General features: G+C 45.0%; 16 protein-coding genes. 11 read left to right on the top strand and 5 right to left on the bottom strand.

The features are described from left to right. Positions 1 to 2474 (bottom strand): DNA mismatch repair protein MutS (gene mutS, locus QZ735_RS06150; protein ID WP_294245647.1); only part of this gene is annotated, 2474 nt, incomplete at its 3' end. Positions 2475 to 2706: 232 nt separating this feature from the next. On the opposite strand from mutS, the gene QZ735_RS06145 reads away from it, so the two are divergent. From QZ735_RS06145 to QZ735_RS06095, 11 genes are all read left to right on the top strand, one after another. After that, positions 2707 to 3588, top strand: a complete 882-nt coding sequence (locus QZ735_RS06145) for a bestrophin family protein (protein ID WP_294245642.1) — start codon at positions 2707 to 2709, stop codon at positions 3586 to 3588. Between the two features lie 57 nt (positions 3589 to 3645). After that, positions 3646 to 4176, top strand: coding sequence for an RNA methyltransferase (locus QZ735_RS06140; RefSeq protein WP_294245637.1), 531 nt, complete (start codon positions 3646 to 3648; stop codon positions 4174 to 4176). Between the two features lie 185 nt (positions 4177 to 4361). Beyond that, entirely contained in the window at positions 4362 to 5012 is a 651-nt protein-coding gene (locus QZ735_RS06135) for a CBS domain-containing protein (RefSeq protein ID WP_294245634.1), read from the top strand. A gap of 6 nt (positions 5013 to 5018) precedes the next feature. Further along, complete coding sequence (locus QZ735_RS06130) at positions 5019 to 5885, top strand: NAD kinase (RefSeq protein WP_294245632.1); 867 nt, start codon at positions 5019 to 5021, stop codon at positions 5883 to 5885. Positions 5886 to 5957: 72 nt separating this feature from the next. Further along, positions 5958 to 7028 (top strand): class II fructose-bisphosphate aldolase, encoded by a 1071-nt coding sequence (gene fbaA / locus QZ735_RS06125; protein WP_294245630.1) that lies wholly within the window; start codon positions 5958 to 5960, stop codon positions 7026 to 7028. An 87-nt stretch (positions 7029 to 7115) separates the two neighbouring features. Next, the gene (gene accD / locus QZ735_RS06120) at positions 7116 to 7970 is read left to right on the top strand and encodes an acetyl-CoA carboxylase, carboxyltransferase subunit beta (RefSeq protein ID WP_294245627.1); all 855 of its coding nucleotides are present in this window, start codon (positions 7116 to 7118) and stop codon (positions 7968 to 7970) included. Positions 7971 to 8025: 55 nt separating this feature from the next. Then, positions 8026 to 8538 (top strand): hypothetical protein, encoded by a 513-nt coding sequence (locus tag QZ735_RS06115; RefSeq protein WP_294245650.1) that lies wholly within the window; start codon positions 8026 to 8028, stop codon positions 8536 to 8538. A gap of 208 nt (positions 8539 to 8746) precedes the next feature. Beyond that, on the top strand, positions 8747 to 9139 hold the full coding sequence (locus QZ735_RS06110) for a helix-turn-helix transcriptional regulator (RefSeq protein ID WP_294245624.1): 393 nt from the start codon (positions 8747 to 8749) through the stop codon (positions 9137 to 9139). A 465-nt stretch (positions 9140 to 9604) separates the two neighbouring features. Beyond that, the gene (locus tag QZ735_RS06105; protein ID WP_294245621.1) at positions 9605 to 11008 is read left to right on the top strand and encodes a nucleoside recognition domain-containing protein; all 1404 of its coding nucleotides are present in this window, start codon (positions 9605 to 9607) and stop codon (positions 11006 to 11008) included. A 10-nt stretch (positions 11009 to 11018) separates the two neighbouring features. Then, positions 11019 to 11756, top strand: a complete 738-nt coding sequence (locus QZ735_RS06100; protein WP_294245618.1) for an ATP-grasp domain-containing protein — start codon at positions 11019 to 11021, stop codon at positions 11754 to 11756. Between the two features lie 15 nt (positions 11757 to 11771). Beyond that, the gene (locus tag QZ735_RS06095; protein ID WP_294245616.1) at positions 11772 to 12164 is read left to right on the top strand and encodes a hypothetical protein; all 393 of its coding nucleotides are present in this window, start codon (positions 11772 to 11774) and stop codon (positions 12162 to 12164) included. 14 nt (positions 12165 to 12178) lie between these two features. On the opposite strand, the gene QZ735_RS06090 is transcribed toward QZ735_RS06095, so the two are convergent. The 4 genes from QZ735_RS06090 to QZ735_RS06075 form a co-directional block, all read right to left on the bottom strand. Continuing rightward, positions 12179 to 13063, bottom strand: a complete 885-nt coding sequence (locus tag QZ735_RS06090; RefSeq protein ID WP_294245613.1) for a ferric siderophore ABC transporter substrate-binding protein — start codon at positions 13061 to 13063, stop codon at positions 12179 to 12181. Positions 13064 to 13096: 33 nt separating this feature from the next. Then, positions 13097 to 13495 carry a biopolymer transporter ExbD gene (locus QZ735_RS06085; RefSeq protein ID WP_294245611.1) on the bottom strand — a complete coding sequence of 133 codons (399 nt, stop codon included), beginning with the start codon at positions 13493 to 13495 and terminating at the stop codon, positions 13097 to 13099. A 49-nt stretch (positions 13496 to 13544) separates the two neighbouring features. Further along, on the bottom strand, positions 13545 to 14252 hold the full coding sequence (locus tag QZ735_RS06080; protein ID WP_294245608.1) for a MotA/TolQ/ExbB proton channel family protein: 708 nt from the start codon (positions 14250 to 14252) through the stop codon (positions 13545 to 13547). 170 nt (positions 14253 to 14422) lie between these two features. Continuing rightward, positions 14423 to 14884, bottom strand: coding sequence for a hypothetical protein (locus QZ735_RS06075; RefSeq protein ID WP_294245606.1), 462 nt, complete (start codon positions 14882 to 14884; stop codon positions 14423 to 14425). Between the last annotated feature and the right edge of the window lie 50 nt (positions 14885 to 14934).

The following is a 14934-nucleotide window of genomic DNA, read 5'->3' as shown; positions in this document are numbered from 1 at the left end:
TCCAACTGAAAGAATGACAGCTGCATATTCTCTTCGGTTACCCGCCTGATGTTTTCCGACGTTCCTCTGCCTTGGGTACGGCTGGCTTCCAACGTTTTCAGGATTTCATTGGCGCGGCTCACGACTTTGGCAGGCATCCCGGCCAGCTTGGCCACGTGGATCCCGAAGCTGTGCTCACTTCCGCCGGGCACCAGTTTCCTCATAAAAATAATATTGCCTTTGTTTTCCTGGATGGAGACATGAAAATTCTTCACCCGCTCAAAATTCACCGTCATTTCATTCAGTTCATGATAATGGGTGGCAAATAAGGTCTTGGCCTGCGACGGATGCTGATGCAGGTACTCTGCAATGGCCCAGGCAATGGAAACGCCGTCATAAGTGGAAGTCCCGCGGCCGATTTCATCCAGCAGGATCAGGCTGCGGTCGGAAATATTATTCAGGATATTGGCAGCTTCGTTCATTTCCACCATGAAGGTGGATTCCCCGGAGGAAATATTATCGGTAGCTCCCACCCTGGTAAAAATCTTGTCCAGAATCCCGATCTCCGCATGTTTTGCCGGTACAAAACTTCCGATCTGTGCCATCAGGCATACGATAGCCGTCTGCCTCAGAATAGCCGATTTACCCGCCATATTCGGACCGGTTACCATAATGATCTGCTGGGAGTCCTTGTCCAGGAAAATATCGTTCGGAATATATTTTTCACCTAACGGGAGGGCGTTTTCGATGATCGGGTGCCGGGCTTCCTTGAGATCGATGGCAAAGGACTCATTCAGCACCGGTTTTGTATAACTCTCAGAAACCGCAAGATCAGACAAACCTACGGCAACATCCAGCTGGGCAATAATATGGGAATTCTCCTGGATCTGATCGATGTGTACAATCGTATCGGAACACACGGTGCGGTACAGGGTGTTTTCCAGCATACCTATCTTCTCTTCGGCGCCCAGGATCTGGTTTTCATACTCTTTCAGTTCCTCCGTGATGTAGCGTTCCGCATTCACCAGGGTCTGTTTTCTCAGCCAGTCGGCCGGAACTTTATCTTTGTGGGTATTCCGGACTTCGATATAATATCCGAAAACATTGTTAAAATCAATTTTAAGGCTGGAAATCCCGGTTCTTTCGATTTCGCGGCAGCACATTTCATCCAGGAACCCGCGGCCTTTGCTTTGCAGGCCTCTTAAGTTGTCCAGTTCTTCAGAGATTCCCTGCTTGATGACGTTTCCTTTGGCAAGATGCACCGGAAGTTCATCATTCAGGTGGTTCTGCAGGCAGTCGATCAGCTGGCCCTGGTCGTAGAGCGGATCCAGCCAGGCCAGCACACCGGCATGAGGATCCAGCAACGTCCTTATTTTCTGTATATTGCTCAGGCTCTGGCGGAGGTAGCCCAGTTCTTTCGGTGAAATTTTTTCTGCTGCCAGTTTCCCCACCAGGCGGTCCAGGTCGGAAATGGATTTCAGGAGCTGGGAAATTTCGTATTTAAGCTGGTCATTTTCGTTTAAAAAATCAATCAGGGCCAGTCTCCTGTTGATTTCCTCAACGGATTTCAGCGGCAGGATCATCCTGCGCCTCAGCAGCCTTCCGCCCATTGGGGTGGAAGTCCTGTCGATGATGTCCAGCAATGATTTTCCCTGCGGATGGCTTGGATATACGATTTCCAGGTTTCTCAGGGTAAAGTGGTCCATCATCAGGAAATCTTCCTGTGGAATGGTCTGGATTTTCGTGATGTGGGCCAGTAAATTATGGTGGGTATCTTCCACCAGATAGGCGAAAATGGCTCCCGCGGCCGTAATCGCCAGCGGCTGCTCATCCACCCCAAACCCCTTCAATGAATTGGTCCTGAAATGGGCAGTCAGCTTTTCATAGGCAAAATTATACTGAAAGGCCCAGTCTTCCAGCTTAAAGGCATTTCTGCTTTTCAGCTGTTCAGGAATCTGTACGCTCCGCTGGTAGATAATTTCACTCGGATCGAAGGTATTGATGATGTGGAGCAGCTTCTCCAGGTTACCTTCGCTGACCAGGAATTCCCCTGTGGAAACATCCACCAGGGCCATTCCGAACTTCTCCTTTTCTTTATGAAGTGAAAGCAGGAAGTTGTTCTTTTTGGAGCTCAGTACCTGGTCATTGAACGTAACGCCCGGAGTCACCAGCTCCGTTACGCCTCTTTTAACGATCCCCTTTACCATCTTCGGATCTTCCAGCTGGTCGCAGATGGCTACCCTCATCCCTGCCCTCACCAGCTTCGGAAGGTAGGAATCGATGGAATGGTGAGGGAATCCTGCCAGCTCAATACTGCCTTCGCCGTTGGCCCTTTTGGTCAGGACAATCCCCAGCACCTGTGAGGTTCTAACGGCATCCTGCCCGAAAGTTTCATAAAAATCACCGACCCTGAACAGCAGAAGCGCATCAGGGTATTTTGCCTTGATGGTATTGTACTGTGTCATGAGCGGGGTCTCTTTCTTTGCCTTTGCCATTAAAAATCGTTCTTGAAATTAGGATGGTAAAAGTATGAAATAAAATAAAAGAAGTAAAGTCCCTGAAGGTCTTCCTTTAAAATTTGACCCATATAAAATATCCGGAAAGGACTTCTCCGGGCAGAAATTAATTCCGGAGATCCCCATTTTCTGCTTCTGTGGATGCTTCAGCGGAATGAACAGCCCATTGCGGCCTGTCTTATATCATCCTATTTAATTATCTTTGTCCGGTATGAGAGTCTACAATACCAAGCATTTCCTGAAAATCCTGTTCAGCCTTCATAAAAGTGATACGCTGAAGATCCTCTTCCCCACGATGATCCTGGTAGGACTCTATTCCTGGGGCATCGAATACCTGGAAGTGGAATACCTTCACCTCTCTTCACAATCGCCGGTCAGTAATGTAAGCATGATCCATTCCCTGCTGGGATTCGTGCTTTCCCTGCTGCTGGTCTTCAGAACCAATACAGCATATGACCGCTGGTGGGAAGGCCGGAAACTCTGGGGGAAACTGGTGAATGACTCCCGCAATTTTGCCATTAAAATAAAAGCCATCCTCGAAAACGACCAACAGGACCTGGAGCAGATCGCCCGTTACCTGAAATTCTTTCCGCATTTCCTGGCAAAACACCTTTCCAAGGAATCCACCAGGCTGGCACTGGATGAAGATTATTCTGAAATCGTAGAATATATCCGGCATCACGGACCGAGTGAAATCGTGATCCTGCTGACCCATAAGCTGCAACAGCTGAAAAAAGAAGGGAAAATATCCGGGATGGAAATGATTTATCTCGATACCCAGCTTTCAGGCTTTCTCGATGTCTGCGGCGGCTGCGAACGGATCAAGAATACTCCGATCCCGTATTCTTACTCTTCTTTCGTAAAGAAATTCATCATCTTATATGTACTGGCATTACCGGTAGCGTATGTGATCTCCATCGGCCTTTTCATGATCCCGCTGACGGTATTCGTCTATTACGTCCTGATGAGCCTGGAAATGATTGCCGAAGAAATAGAAGACCCTTTCAGCAATGATGAAAATGACATTCCGATGGAAGCCATTGCACAGAATATAGAAAAAAGCGTACACCGGATCATGGGCCTGCCCGGATGAAATCTGCAGGAATCTGAATCTCGTACATGATAATAACCCATCTATAAAATATTACCCTTGGTACAGAAATTAAAACTGGAAGAACTGAACAGAATTGATGTGGAAACCTTTAAGAAGGTTGAAAAAATACCGCTAATCGTGATCCTGGATAACCTCAGGAGCATGCATAATGTAGGAGCAACTTTCAGGACCGCTGATGCCTTTCTGGTTCAGGAGATCATCCTGTGCGGGATTACCCCGAGGCCGCCGCACCGCGAGATCCACAAGGCCGCCCTGGGGGCAACGGAAAGCGTAGACTGGAGCTATGAGAGCGACATCAATACGGCCATCCGGGATCTGAAATCCCGCGGATTTGAAATTATCGGGATCGAACAGACTACCGGCAGCCGGATGATTACCGACTTCACCATTGATACTGCAAAAAAATATGCGGTGATCCTGGGAAATGAAGTGGAAGGAATCAGTGATGAGGCACTTCCTAATATAGATTCCTTTATTGAAATCCCGCAGCTCGGAACAAAGCATTCTTTAAATGTAAGCGTTTGCGGGGGAATCGTGATGTGGGAATTTGCCAGTGCCCTAAAATAAAAAAACTGCATGTGCCTAATAGACAGTGCAGTTTGAAATAAATCTAATAAAAAGTAAAAATGAAAGGCGACAAAGATACCTATTTTTTCGTTACGGGCAAATTTTAAAATCGCTTTTTTTGTTTTTACGGAAAAAAAGTTGGAATTTCAGAAATAGTTTCATTTAATTTTTTATAAATTAGCACAATGTTTATCAAAGACTATATCTCAAAGGATTTCCCATGCTTTAGTCTGTCTGACTCTATAGAATCGGCAAGAGATATGCTGGATGCATTTGGATATTCTCATATTTTCATTAAAAAATCCAATCAGTTTTACGGGGCACTGGCCGAGGATTTCCTTTATGAGGAAGAAGGTACCCTGAAAGACTTGGAACACCAGATTGAGCGCTTTGCCATCCTGGAAGACCATAATATTATGGACAGCATCCGGCTTTTCTATACCTTCAATGCCAATGTGGTTCCGGTCATCAATAAAGCGGAAAAGTATCTGGGCTATATCAGCTGTGAAGACATCTTTCAGGATCTTTCCAAATATCCGCTGTTCTCCGAGTCAGGAGCCATCCTTACGGTAGAGACTCCGGCACGGAAGTATTCGATGACGGAAATTGCCAACATTGTGGAAAGCAACAATTCCAAATTCTACGGGGCCTTTATCAGCTCCATGTCCGATGAGGCCATTCAGGTAACCATCAAGATCGGAAATGAAAATCTGAGCTCCATTGATGAAACATTTGACCGGTACGACTACAGGATCGTGCAGAAATATTATTCTGATGACAAATCGGATCTGTTTCAGGACAGGTTCGGGTTTTTCCAGAAATTTATAGAAATTTAAATCCAGATGAAGGCAGCCATATATTCTCAGAAAAAAGATCTCGATACCTTTTTATATTTAAGCAAATTTATTTCCGAGCTTGAAAACAGGGGCGTAAAATCGGTTTTGTATGATGAAATGGCGGATTCCCTTCAGTTCTCCAAGATTTTTGAAACCTTCAGCGGAAAACAGGACCTGATTGATAAGAAAGTAGACCTTTTCTTCACTTTCGGAGGCGATGGCACCATTGTGAATTCGCTTACTTTCGTGGAAGACCTTGAAATCCCTATTGTCGGTGTCAACACCGGAAGACTCGGATTCCTGGCCAGCTTCACCAAAGAGGAGGCATTCAACGAGCTCGACTCCATCCTGAAAGGCGACGTAAAAACCAGCCGGCGTGCCGTTATTGAAGTCATTGCCGAAGGGCTGGAAGGCTTTTTTCCGTATGCTCTGAATGATGTGACTATTTCCCGGAAGGAAACCACCTCCATGATAACGGTAGACTCTTACATCAATGATGAATTCCTGAACGTCTTCTGGGGTGACGGAGTCATTATTTCCACACCCACCGGGTCTACCGCCTATTCACTGAGCTGCGGCGGGCCGATTATTTCGCCTAAAAACGAGAACTTCGTCATCACTCCCATTGCGCCGCATAACCTGAACGTGCGTCCGCTGATCGTAAATGACACCGTAGAAATCAAGCTGAAGGTGGAAAGCAGGGTTCCCCAGTATTCCCTTTCGCTGGATTCGAGGCTGATCCATATTGAGACCGACAAAGAAATTGTCCTCAGGAAAGCGGCATTCCAGATTCTCCTGGTACAGCCCAACAACCTGAGCTTCTACGAAACCATCCGCCAGAAGCTGCTTTGGGGGAAAGACAAAAGAAATTAGCAGTTAAGCAAAAATGATTACCTTTACAGGAATTTTACAAACCCTAATAATTGATATTAAAAAAGTAAAACAATGAGCAGAATTTTCCCGGCAGGAGTTGCCACAGGTCAATTAGTTACTGATATTTTTCAGCATGCTAAAGAAAATAAATTTGCATTACCTGCAGTTAACGTAATTGGTTCCAGCAACGTAAATGCAGTGATGGAAACTGCAGCAAAACTAAACTCACCTGTTATCATCCAGTTCTCCAACGGAGGAGCTGCTTTCAACGCAGGAAAAGGATTGAGTAATGAAGGACAGAAAGCGGCCATCCTGGGAGCAGTAGCCGGAGCAAAACATATCCATACCCTGGCTGAAGCTTACGGAGCTACCGTAATCCTTCATACCGACCACTGTGCAAAAAAACTATTGCCGTGGATCGACGGATTGATGGATGCCAGCGAAACTTTCTACAAACAACATGGAAAATCCCTGTACTCTTCCCATATGCTGGACCTTTCCGAAGAATCCCTGGAGGAAAACCTTGAAGTTTCCGCCCGGTATTTCGAGAGAATGGCAAAAATGCAGATGACCCTGGAAGTGGAGATCGGAGTGACCGGAGGTGAAGAAGACGGTGTTGACAACTCTGATGTTGACAATTCAAAATTATACACCCAGCCGGAAGACGTAGCTTATACTTACGAAAAGCTGAAAGCAATCTCCGATAACTTTACCATTGCAGCCGCTTTCGGTAACGTACACGGCGTATACAAGCCAGGGAATGTAGTACTTACCCCTAAGATCCTTGACAATTCCCAGAAATATGTACAGGAAAAATTCGGAACTGCCGAAAAGCCGGTAAACTTCGTATTCCACGGAGGATCCGGTTCTACCTTGGAAGAAATCAGGGAAGCCATCGATTACGGAGTGATCAAGATGAATATCGATACCGACCTTCAGTTTGCCTATACGGAAGGAATCAGGGATTATATGGTGGACAACATCGATTACCTGAGAGCCCAGATCGGAAACCCGGATGGAGAAGAAAAGCCGAACAAAAAGTTCTATGACCCGAGGGTATGGGTGAGAAAAGGAGAAGAAACTTTCTCGAAGAGACTGGTTCAGGCATTCGAAGATTTAAATAACGTAAATACGCTTAAATAATTTCTGTAAAATGTATAAAGTACGATGCTTATCCGTATCGGCCTTTATACATTTTATTTTTTTACATTGTACAATAATACAGACACTATGGCATTCGAGTGGTTTAAAAGAAAAGCACAAAATATTACGACCTCTACCGACGAGAAAAAAGACGTTCCCAAAGGTCTTTGGCACCAGACTCCGTCCGGAAAAATTGTTGAGCATGACGAACTGAAGAGAAACAATTATGTTTCCCCGGAAGACGGTTTCCATGTGAGAATAGGAAGTGCTGAATTTTTTGACATCCTTTTTGATGAAGGCAAGTTCACCGAACTGGATGCGAATGTTGAAAGTATTGACATCCTGAATTTCAAAGATACAAAACCTTACGCAGACCGTCTGAAAGAAGTAAAAGCCAAAACCAAGCTTACCGATTCCATCAGAAACGCAGTAGGTACTGTTAAAGGCACCGAAATGGTAGTTTCCTGTATGGATTTTGCTTTCATCGGAGGTTCTCTGGGTTCCGTAATGGGTGAAAAAATCAGACGCGCCATCGATTATTGCATCGAGAAGAAGCTTCCGTATATGATCATCTGCCAGTCCGGCGGAGCAAGAATGCAGGAAGCCACCTACTCCCTGATGCAGCTGGCTAAAGTTCAGGCGAAACTGGCCCAGCTTTCAGAAGCGGGACTGTTGTACATCGCTTATCTTTGCGATCCTACTTTCGGAGGGATTACGGCATCCTTTGCCATGACTGCCGATATCATCATGGCAGAGCCCGGAGCACTGATCGGGTTTGCAGGGCCAAGGGTTATCCGGGAAACCATCGGAAGAGACCTTCCGGAAGGCTTCCAAACCTCGGAATTCCTGCAGGAGAAAGGATTTGTGGATTTCATCGTCAAGAGAACGGAAATCCAGAATACCGTTTCCAAAACAGTGAAATTGCTTACTGCCCATGCTTAATCATTAACAACACGATATGGCAATCTCTCTCTTACCGGGAGAGATTTTTAATTTGATGAGAACATTCAGCATTTTTTTCAATACGATCCGCAGCATGAGCCTTAAAAAGATCATGCGTCTCCTGTCGCTGGTTCTGCCCCATCCGGTTTTTTCACTGCTCAGCTTCTATGCCACGCTTAAGGCCTATTCCATTGCCCAGAAAAAGTTTCCGGAAACCGCCTCTACCAATGGCATCGGAAATTCATTCAGGCATGCCCTCTGGTGCTGTTTCATCCTGATGTATTGCAGCAAGGTATCTTCTCCCGAAAAAGCCCTGAAGTTCTGCAAACGGCTTACCGACCTGCATGAAGAACTCTTCCCGAACAAACCCCTGGAGACCAAAATGGATCTTCACAACAATAAAATCGGGATGGATTATTTCATGGAAATGCTGCCGGGCGTCCACCGCCAGTTTTTTGAGAAAAGCTTCTTTATCGACGGACTGGAAAAGAAGATGAAAGATGCCAAGGTGCTTAAAAACACGGATGATGATTGTGAAGGCTTTCTGGTTTACCTGAAAGATGAGTAAATAGTAGTGAATGATGAATTTTGCTATGCAAGTCAATTGTGCTGTGCAAGTGAATTTTTGAATTGGTTTAATTAATGTGCATATAGGATATAGCAAAATACTGCACTCACAGATATCCTGTCCTGATTCACAAAATATCAGTATTACTTTTCTTGTCTGATTTCTTAATAATTTCTACATTTACCCTTTACTAACAAAAACATAGGTCATGGAACAGAAAATACATCAGGGACGCAATATAAAAAGATTCCGGGAGATGCTGGGCATCAAACAGGAAGCCTTGGCCTTCGATCTGGGCGAGGAATGGAACCAGAAAAAAATTTCAATACTGGAACAGAAGGAAGTGATTGACACCAGCCTGCTGCAGGAGATCTCGAAACTCTTAAAGATCCCGGTAGAAGCTTTTCAGAATTTTAACGAAGAACAGGCTCTCAATATCATTTCGAATACATTTACCAGTAATGATACTTCCACCTTGAATGCCATTAATTCCAACTGCAATTTCAATCCTCTTGATAAAATGGTCGAATTATACGAAAGAATGATTCAGCAGCAGAGAGAGATGATTGAAAGACTTGAGAAATTATTACAGGATAAATAATCTGACACTTACCTTACTGAACGCATACACAAACGTTATACTTATTAAAAGATGGAGGATACAAGGAAAAAATTTGCCATGAATAGCACGCCGGAGGTGTGCTATCTGCCCTAACCAGTATGTCGGTGAAAGATAGGACTCCGCCGGAGTTCAGATATCCTGCTAATCCTTTTGCTACACAGATATTGCTCCGCTGGAGCAAATTTTTTTTTCTTAAGCAGAAGAAAATTGACCATTGACCAGCGAAGCGGATTGACCATTGACCAAAAGTGAATGGTGAATGGTCAATTTTGCTCTGCAAGTGAATTTTCAAACTAGACTTAAATTGACCATTGACCAGCGCAGCGGATTGACCATTGATAAAGTATCATATGGCATTCCTGAACGTAAAACCACGTTTAAAAACCCGTACTTCTTTGTAATCCGGAGTTTTTTTGATAAGTTTACCCATCTTAATTCAATCCGATGGTTCTCAGCAGAATTTGGTCCGCCTTTATTATCGTGGCCATTGCTATTGCAAGCATAAAATATGTATCGTCAGGCAACTACAAAACCATTTTCAATGATATGGTGGTGGGAAAGGGCGGTGATACCGTTCAGATCGATACCCGGCCCGTGAGCGCCGTTTCCCCTTTCGTAAGAGACAGCCTGATGAGAAAGCCTGATTTTGAAGATAGCCGTATCCATTACAGGACGGATTCTCTGAAGCAGGACGTGAAGGTTTACCGTATTCAGGAATCTGACGGTGTCATCGGAACTTCCGAAACAGCCGTGAAAATCTGTCTGGGGCTGATCGGGATCATGGCCCTCTTCATGGGATTCATGAGCATCGCCGAGAAGGCAGGCGGCATCAACCTGCTGAGCAGGCTGATCCAGCCCTTTTTCTCGAAACTGTTTCCTGAAATCCCTAAGAACCATCCTGCTTTCGGGCACATGCTGATGAATTTCAGTGCCAACCTGCTGGGCCTGGACAATGCCGCAACGCCTTTCGGACTGAAGGCAATGGAAAGCCTGCAGACCCTGAACCCTGATAAGGAAACGGCCAGCAATTCACAGATCATGTTTCTCTGTCTCCATGCCGGCGGCATGACCCTGATCCCGGTATCCATCATTGCCCTCCGGTCTTCTGCAGGCTCGCAGAATCCTACCGATATTTTTCTGTACTGCATGATGGCTACTTTCGCAGCGACGATGGCCGCGATGATTATCGTTTCCCTATACCAGAAAATCAATTTACTGAATCCGGTAGTGATCGGTTATGTAGGAGCGATTTCCGCACTGGTCGGGTTGCTCGTATGGTACCTTACCGGACTCAGCAAAGAAGACCTGGATACATTCAGCCAGGTGCTGAGCAACGGGCTGATCCTGTTCATCTTCCTTGCTATCGTACTGGGAGCGGTTTATAAAAAAATAAATGTCTTCGATGCCTTTATCGAAGGAGCCAAAGAAGGGTTTACCACCTGTGTGAAAATCATTCCTTATCTCGTCGGGATGCTGATTGCCATTTCCATGCTGAGGACTTCAGGGGTCTTTGATGTGATCATCGACGGAATGAAATGGGCGGCTGATGCCGCGAACCTGGACGCCCGGTTTGTGGACGGGCTGCCGACTGCCCTGATCAAACCTTTATCCGGTTCGGGAGCCCGCGGAATGATGGTGGACACTATGGCTACTTTCGGACCGGACAGTTTCCAGGGAAAGCTGGCTGCCGTATTACAGGGAAGCTCAGATACCACGTTCTATGTAATTGCAGTCTATTTCGGAGCCGTAGCTGTACGCAACACAAGATACACGGTAGTGGCCATGCTTCTGGCCGATCTGGTGGGCATTATCACCTCGATCTTACTGGCTTATCTGTTTTTTGCCTGACACTGATCCTATGAAAACCTATATACAAACCGATAAGGACGGAAACTTTTATAATGTCAATGCCTTTGTGGCTTACGAAGGATTCAGACATTTTGGCTTTACAACTGAAAAGTATACGGATGCAGATGATATTACCGGCTTCAGGCCGGAAGATATTGTAGTCGGCGGGATCGGGAATGTGAGAAAACGGTTGCGCCGTTTAAACATTCCTCAGCCGGAAAAGGAAATTGACTATCCTGAGGAACTTATTCCTTTCCTGAAAAGAAAAATATGGTCTTCCACCGTCAATACATTATTTGAAAAGAAAGAAGGATGGAATATCTTTATTAAGCCCAAGAAGGAAACCAAATTGTTTGCGGGTACGGTGATTTCAAATGAAAAAGACTTTATGGGAATCATGAGCAGGGAGCATGATACTGAAATCTGGTGTTCTGAAAGGATGGATTTCAGAACGGAATGGCGGTGCTTTATCCGGTATGGGGAAATCTTGGATATCAGGAGATACAAAGGCGCATGGGACACCGCATTGGATCTTAAAACCGTGTATTCAGCCATCGAAGCATTTTCATTACAGCCCAGGGCATTTGCACTGGATTTCGGACTGAATAAAAATAATGAAACCGTACTGGTGGAAGTGAATGACGGTCATTCATTAGGCACCTATGGTCTTTCACCTCAGCACTATGCAAAATTTCTCTCAGCAAGATGGAGTGAACTGACCTGCACTGAAGATTATCTGAATTTTTAATATAAAAAATAGTGTATGATTACCGATAAAGAATTTACCCTGCGGCTGATCCGCCAGCTGAGCCAGGCACTGGAAAAACTGATCCTCGACAAGCCTGAGGAAAGCCTGATGCAAAAAGAGCTTGATTTCGATTCCCTGATGAAAGATATCTTCAAGATGGATTTCACAGAAATTTCCTCGAAACCGAAAGAAGAACTTACCGCCATGGTTGAAGAAAGGCAGGAAAGGGACCGTAAAGACTATTATGAGATGCTTGGAAACCTTTTCTATTTCAAGGGCAGAGGGGAATCTGACAAGGATTTTCTGGACAAAGCAAAGACGTTCTATGAACTTTATCTGCAGACCAGCGGAATTTTTGCACTTCCGGTCATCAACCGGATCAATGAAATAAAAAAAGCACTTGAATAAAGTGCTTTTGTATTTTAAAAAGTAATTTTATACGTTCCGGTAGAAGAGACGCTTGACTTTTCAGCCTTTACATATTTCTTGACCCATGAGACCGCATTGGAGGTGATGCAGGGATCCGCTGTTCCTCCTGATCTTCTGGCAGAAACCACGTTGCCGGCCTTATCTACCGTGTAGGCAACCGTAATGGTTCCGCTGGCTGTACAATTATTGGCAGGCTGTGCACCGCCCCTTCCCATGGTTCCGGGGATAAACCCTACCAACTTTCTGTCGATGCCCACCTTGCTGTCGCCGTTTCCGTCACCGCCCAGCGGGTCACCGGCATTTCCGATGCCTTCGCCGTCTCCCTGGCTTCCGGCTTTTGTTCCTCTCCCGCGGATAAGGTTCCCGATGGCTGCCGTTCCTTTTCCGTCACCGCTTCCGGTCTTGGAATTCGCAGTTACGGCCCCGGATTTTTTAGTATTCTTTGAAGCGCTTGCGCTGGTGGATGATTTTTTGCTTTCCGTTGATTCTTCCCTTTTCGGGACCATTACCTTCGGATTGTTTCCGGTAACTATTTTTTCTTTAGCTTCGGATTTTTTAGTTTCCGGCTGTGGCTGCGGTTCAATAGTGGTCCTGGTTTCCGGAACGGCTGTTTCAGGCGTTTCAGCGGTAGGCTCATCCGTAACGGCGGCCAGGCTTCCCGGCTGGTCGGCCGGCTCTTCCACCCCGTTTCCGTTTCTGTTGTCCCCGAAATTGACCAGCATGGTCGTCACGATTTCCGGTTCGGGTTCCTGAGGCTTTGGCTTTAATTTATACAGGAAAACAAACAGCAGGATAGCAGACCAGATCAGGACTGAAAGCAGGGCGCTTTTAATCCGGTCTCTGTTTTCTTCGTTTTTATTGATGGTATCGCTTCTCATCCCGTCTGGTGGTTTCTGAATACTCAGGATTTATTATTTATCTTTTACCGTAGCTATGGCAATATTGAACTTATGCTTTTCTGCGATTTCCATGGCAAAAACCACGTCTTTGTGCATCGTGCTTTCATCGGCCCGTATGGTAAAGGCTTTACTGCCCTGGCTGTTCAGTTTGTTTACGATCATCTGTTCCAGGTCGGTCCGGCTTACAGGTACATCGTCCACAAAATAAGATCCGTCCGGTTTAATGCTTACCGTAAGCGGATTCGGGATATTATCATCCACGGCACCGGTTTTCGGCAGATTCACTTCAATGGCGCTCTGGTTGGCGGCAGAAGAAGTGATCATAAAGAAGATCAGCATCAGCAGGATCACATCGGTCATGGCTGCTAAACTGAATTCCGGGCGTGCTTTGTTTTTTCTCTGAATTTTCATCTGCTGAATTTTGTTTGTTAAGGTTCAACCTTTCGGCATATTCCAAAGATTACAACGGCTTGTTGATCAGGTCCAGAAATTCTCCTGACATGTTCTGTGCCCTTAATACAAATTTATCAATCCTCGTTAACAGGATGTTATAGAAAAAGTTGGCCGGGATGGCTACGGCAAGACCCACCGCTGTCTGTCCGAGCGCGGTATAGATCCCTTCTGAAAGTGTTTTCGGAGAGAAAGCCCCTTCCATATTGGAAAGGTCAAAGAACGCAATGATCATCCCGATTACCGTACCCAGGAGCCCCAGCATCGGGGCAATGCTTGGCACTACTGCCAGCAGGTTGAGGTTTTTTTCCATGTTGGCCACTTCCACCTGTGCCTGCGATTCCATGGCGCTTACGATATCGGAAACCGGCCGGCCCAGCCTGGAAATTCCTTTCTCCAGGATCCTTCCTTCAGGAGAATGCTGCCTCTTACAGTAATCCGCCGCCGCTTCTATCTTTCCTTCCCGGATGAAATCTTCAATGTTATTCATAAAATCGGCATCGGTTTTCGACACCATTCTTTTGATGAAGAAAAACCTTTCGAAAAAGAGGTAAACAGAAAAGACACCGAGTAAAAGTACGGTTACCATTACGATTTTTGCGAATATGCCGCCATGAAACATGATTTCCCAAAATGAAAATACTTTTTTAGGCGCTTCTGCCACTGCAGATGTGGTAACCTGTGCAAATAAGATCTGAATAAGTTCCGTTAACAGCATTAATATCTATTTTTATAAAAGTTGTAACGACAAATGTAATGGAATATTATGAAAAGCAGTCTTAAAAAATGCTTAAAAAACAGATGAAACAGCTTAAATTACAAACAGCAAAATTCTCTTCAAAAGAAATTGAAAAGAATTTTAACTTTATCTGCTCAGAACGTGATTTTTCAGTCCTCGTCTACTTCAATAACATCCTGCTTAAATTCGCACTTCAGCCTGAAAGGAATCGGGTTTCCGGATCCGGTATAGAAATCATCGATGGTTCCCTTCCAGATTACCTGGAGCTCGCCTTCTTCATTTTTTTCAAACTGAAGTTCATTATCATATATAAAAGCTTCTTCATCATCAAAAAGATCCACTTCCGTAAAGGTTTCTTCATCAGAATCATTTACCGTAATGGTTTTCCCTTCTATTTCCGCAGATTCGATAGGGAAATCAAAGACTTCAAGTGATAACTGAGGAAAGTTGTACTGCAGAGAATCATCATCCACATGATCCAGACTGTCATCCGTAATAATCTCAACCTCTAACAGGTGTTGCTGGTTGCTGTACACCGCTTTACAATAAGTGTTTCTGATATTGTACTTTAGCGTTTCCTCCGGATGGTAAATTTTTAAAATCCCTTTCATTATTTCTTAAAAAAGAGCTGTAATACTATGATTGTTAAACGTTTTCAACA

This window comes from uncultured Chryseobacterium sp., from assembly GCF_913776365.1.
In the GTDB taxonomy this organism is placed as follows: Bacteria; Bacteroidota; Bacteroidia; order Flavobacteriales; family Weeksellaceae; genus Chryseobacterium.
The sequence above is the reverse complement of the archived record's forward strand: the minus strand, read 5'-3'. Positions and strand labels throughout refer to the sequence as shown.

What these genes read in the sequence shown, in the direction of transcription:
- QZ735_RS06135 (WP_294245634.1), top strand. Translation starts at nt 4,362, where the DNA reads ATGTTTATCAAAGACTATATCTCAAAGGATTTCCCATGCTTTAGTCTG.
- fbaA (WP_294245630.1), top strand. Translation starts at nt 5,958, where the DNA reads ATGAGCAGAATTTTCCCGGCAGGAGTTGCCACAGGTCAATTAGTTACT.
- QZ735_RS06130 (WP_294245632.1), top strand. Translation starts at nt 5,019, where the DNA reads ATGAAGGCAGCCATATATTCTCAGAAAAAAGATCTCGATACCTTTTTA.
- QZ735_RS06110 (WP_294245624.1), top strand. Translation starts at nt 8,747, where the DNA reads ATGGAACAGAAAATACATCAGGGACGCAATATAAAAAGATTCCGGGAG.
- QZ735_RS06115 (WP_294245650.1), top strand. Translation starts at nt 8,026, where the DNA reads ATGAGAACATTCAGCATTTTTTTCAATACGATCCGCAGCATGAGCCTT.
- QZ735_RS06075 (WP_294245606.1), bottom strand. Translation starts at nt 14,884, where the DNA reads ATGAAAGGGATTTTAAAAATTTACCATCCGGAGGAAACGCTAAAGTAC.
- accD (WP_294245627.1), top strand. Translation starts at nt 7,116, where the DNA reads ATGGCATTCGAGTGGTTTAAAAGAAAAGCACAAAATATTACGACCTCT.
- QZ735_RS06145 (WP_294245642.1), top strand. Translation starts at nt 2,707, where the DNA reads ATGAGAGTCTACAATACCAAGCATTTCCTGAAAATCCTGTTCAGCCTT.
- QZ735_RS06100 (WP_294245618.1), top strand. Translation starts at nt 11,019, where the DNA reads ATGAAAACCTATATACAAACCGATAAGGACGGAAACTTTTATAATGTC.
- QZ735_RS06085 (WP_294245611.1), bottom strand. Translation starts at nt 13,495, where the DNA reads ATGAAAATTCAGAGAAAAAACAAAGCACGCCCGGAATTCAGTTTAGCA.
- QZ735_RS06090 (WP_294245613.1), bottom strand. Translation starts at nt 13,063, where the DNA reads ATGAGAAGCGATACCATCAATAAAAACGAAGAAAACAGAGACCGGATT.
- QZ735_RS06095 (WP_294245616.1), top strand. Translation starts at nt 11,772, where the DNA reads ATGATTACCGATAAAGAATTTACCCTGCGGCTGATCCGCCAGCTGAGC.
- QZ735_RS06080 (WP_294245608.1), bottom strand. Translation starts at nt 14,252, where the DNA reads ATGCTGTTAACGGAACTTATTCAGATCTTATTTGCACAGGTTACCACA.
- QZ735_RS06105 (WP_294245621.1), top strand. Translation starts at nt 9,605, where the DNA reads ATGGTTCTCAGCAGAATTTGGTCCGCCTTTATTATCGTGGCCATTGCT.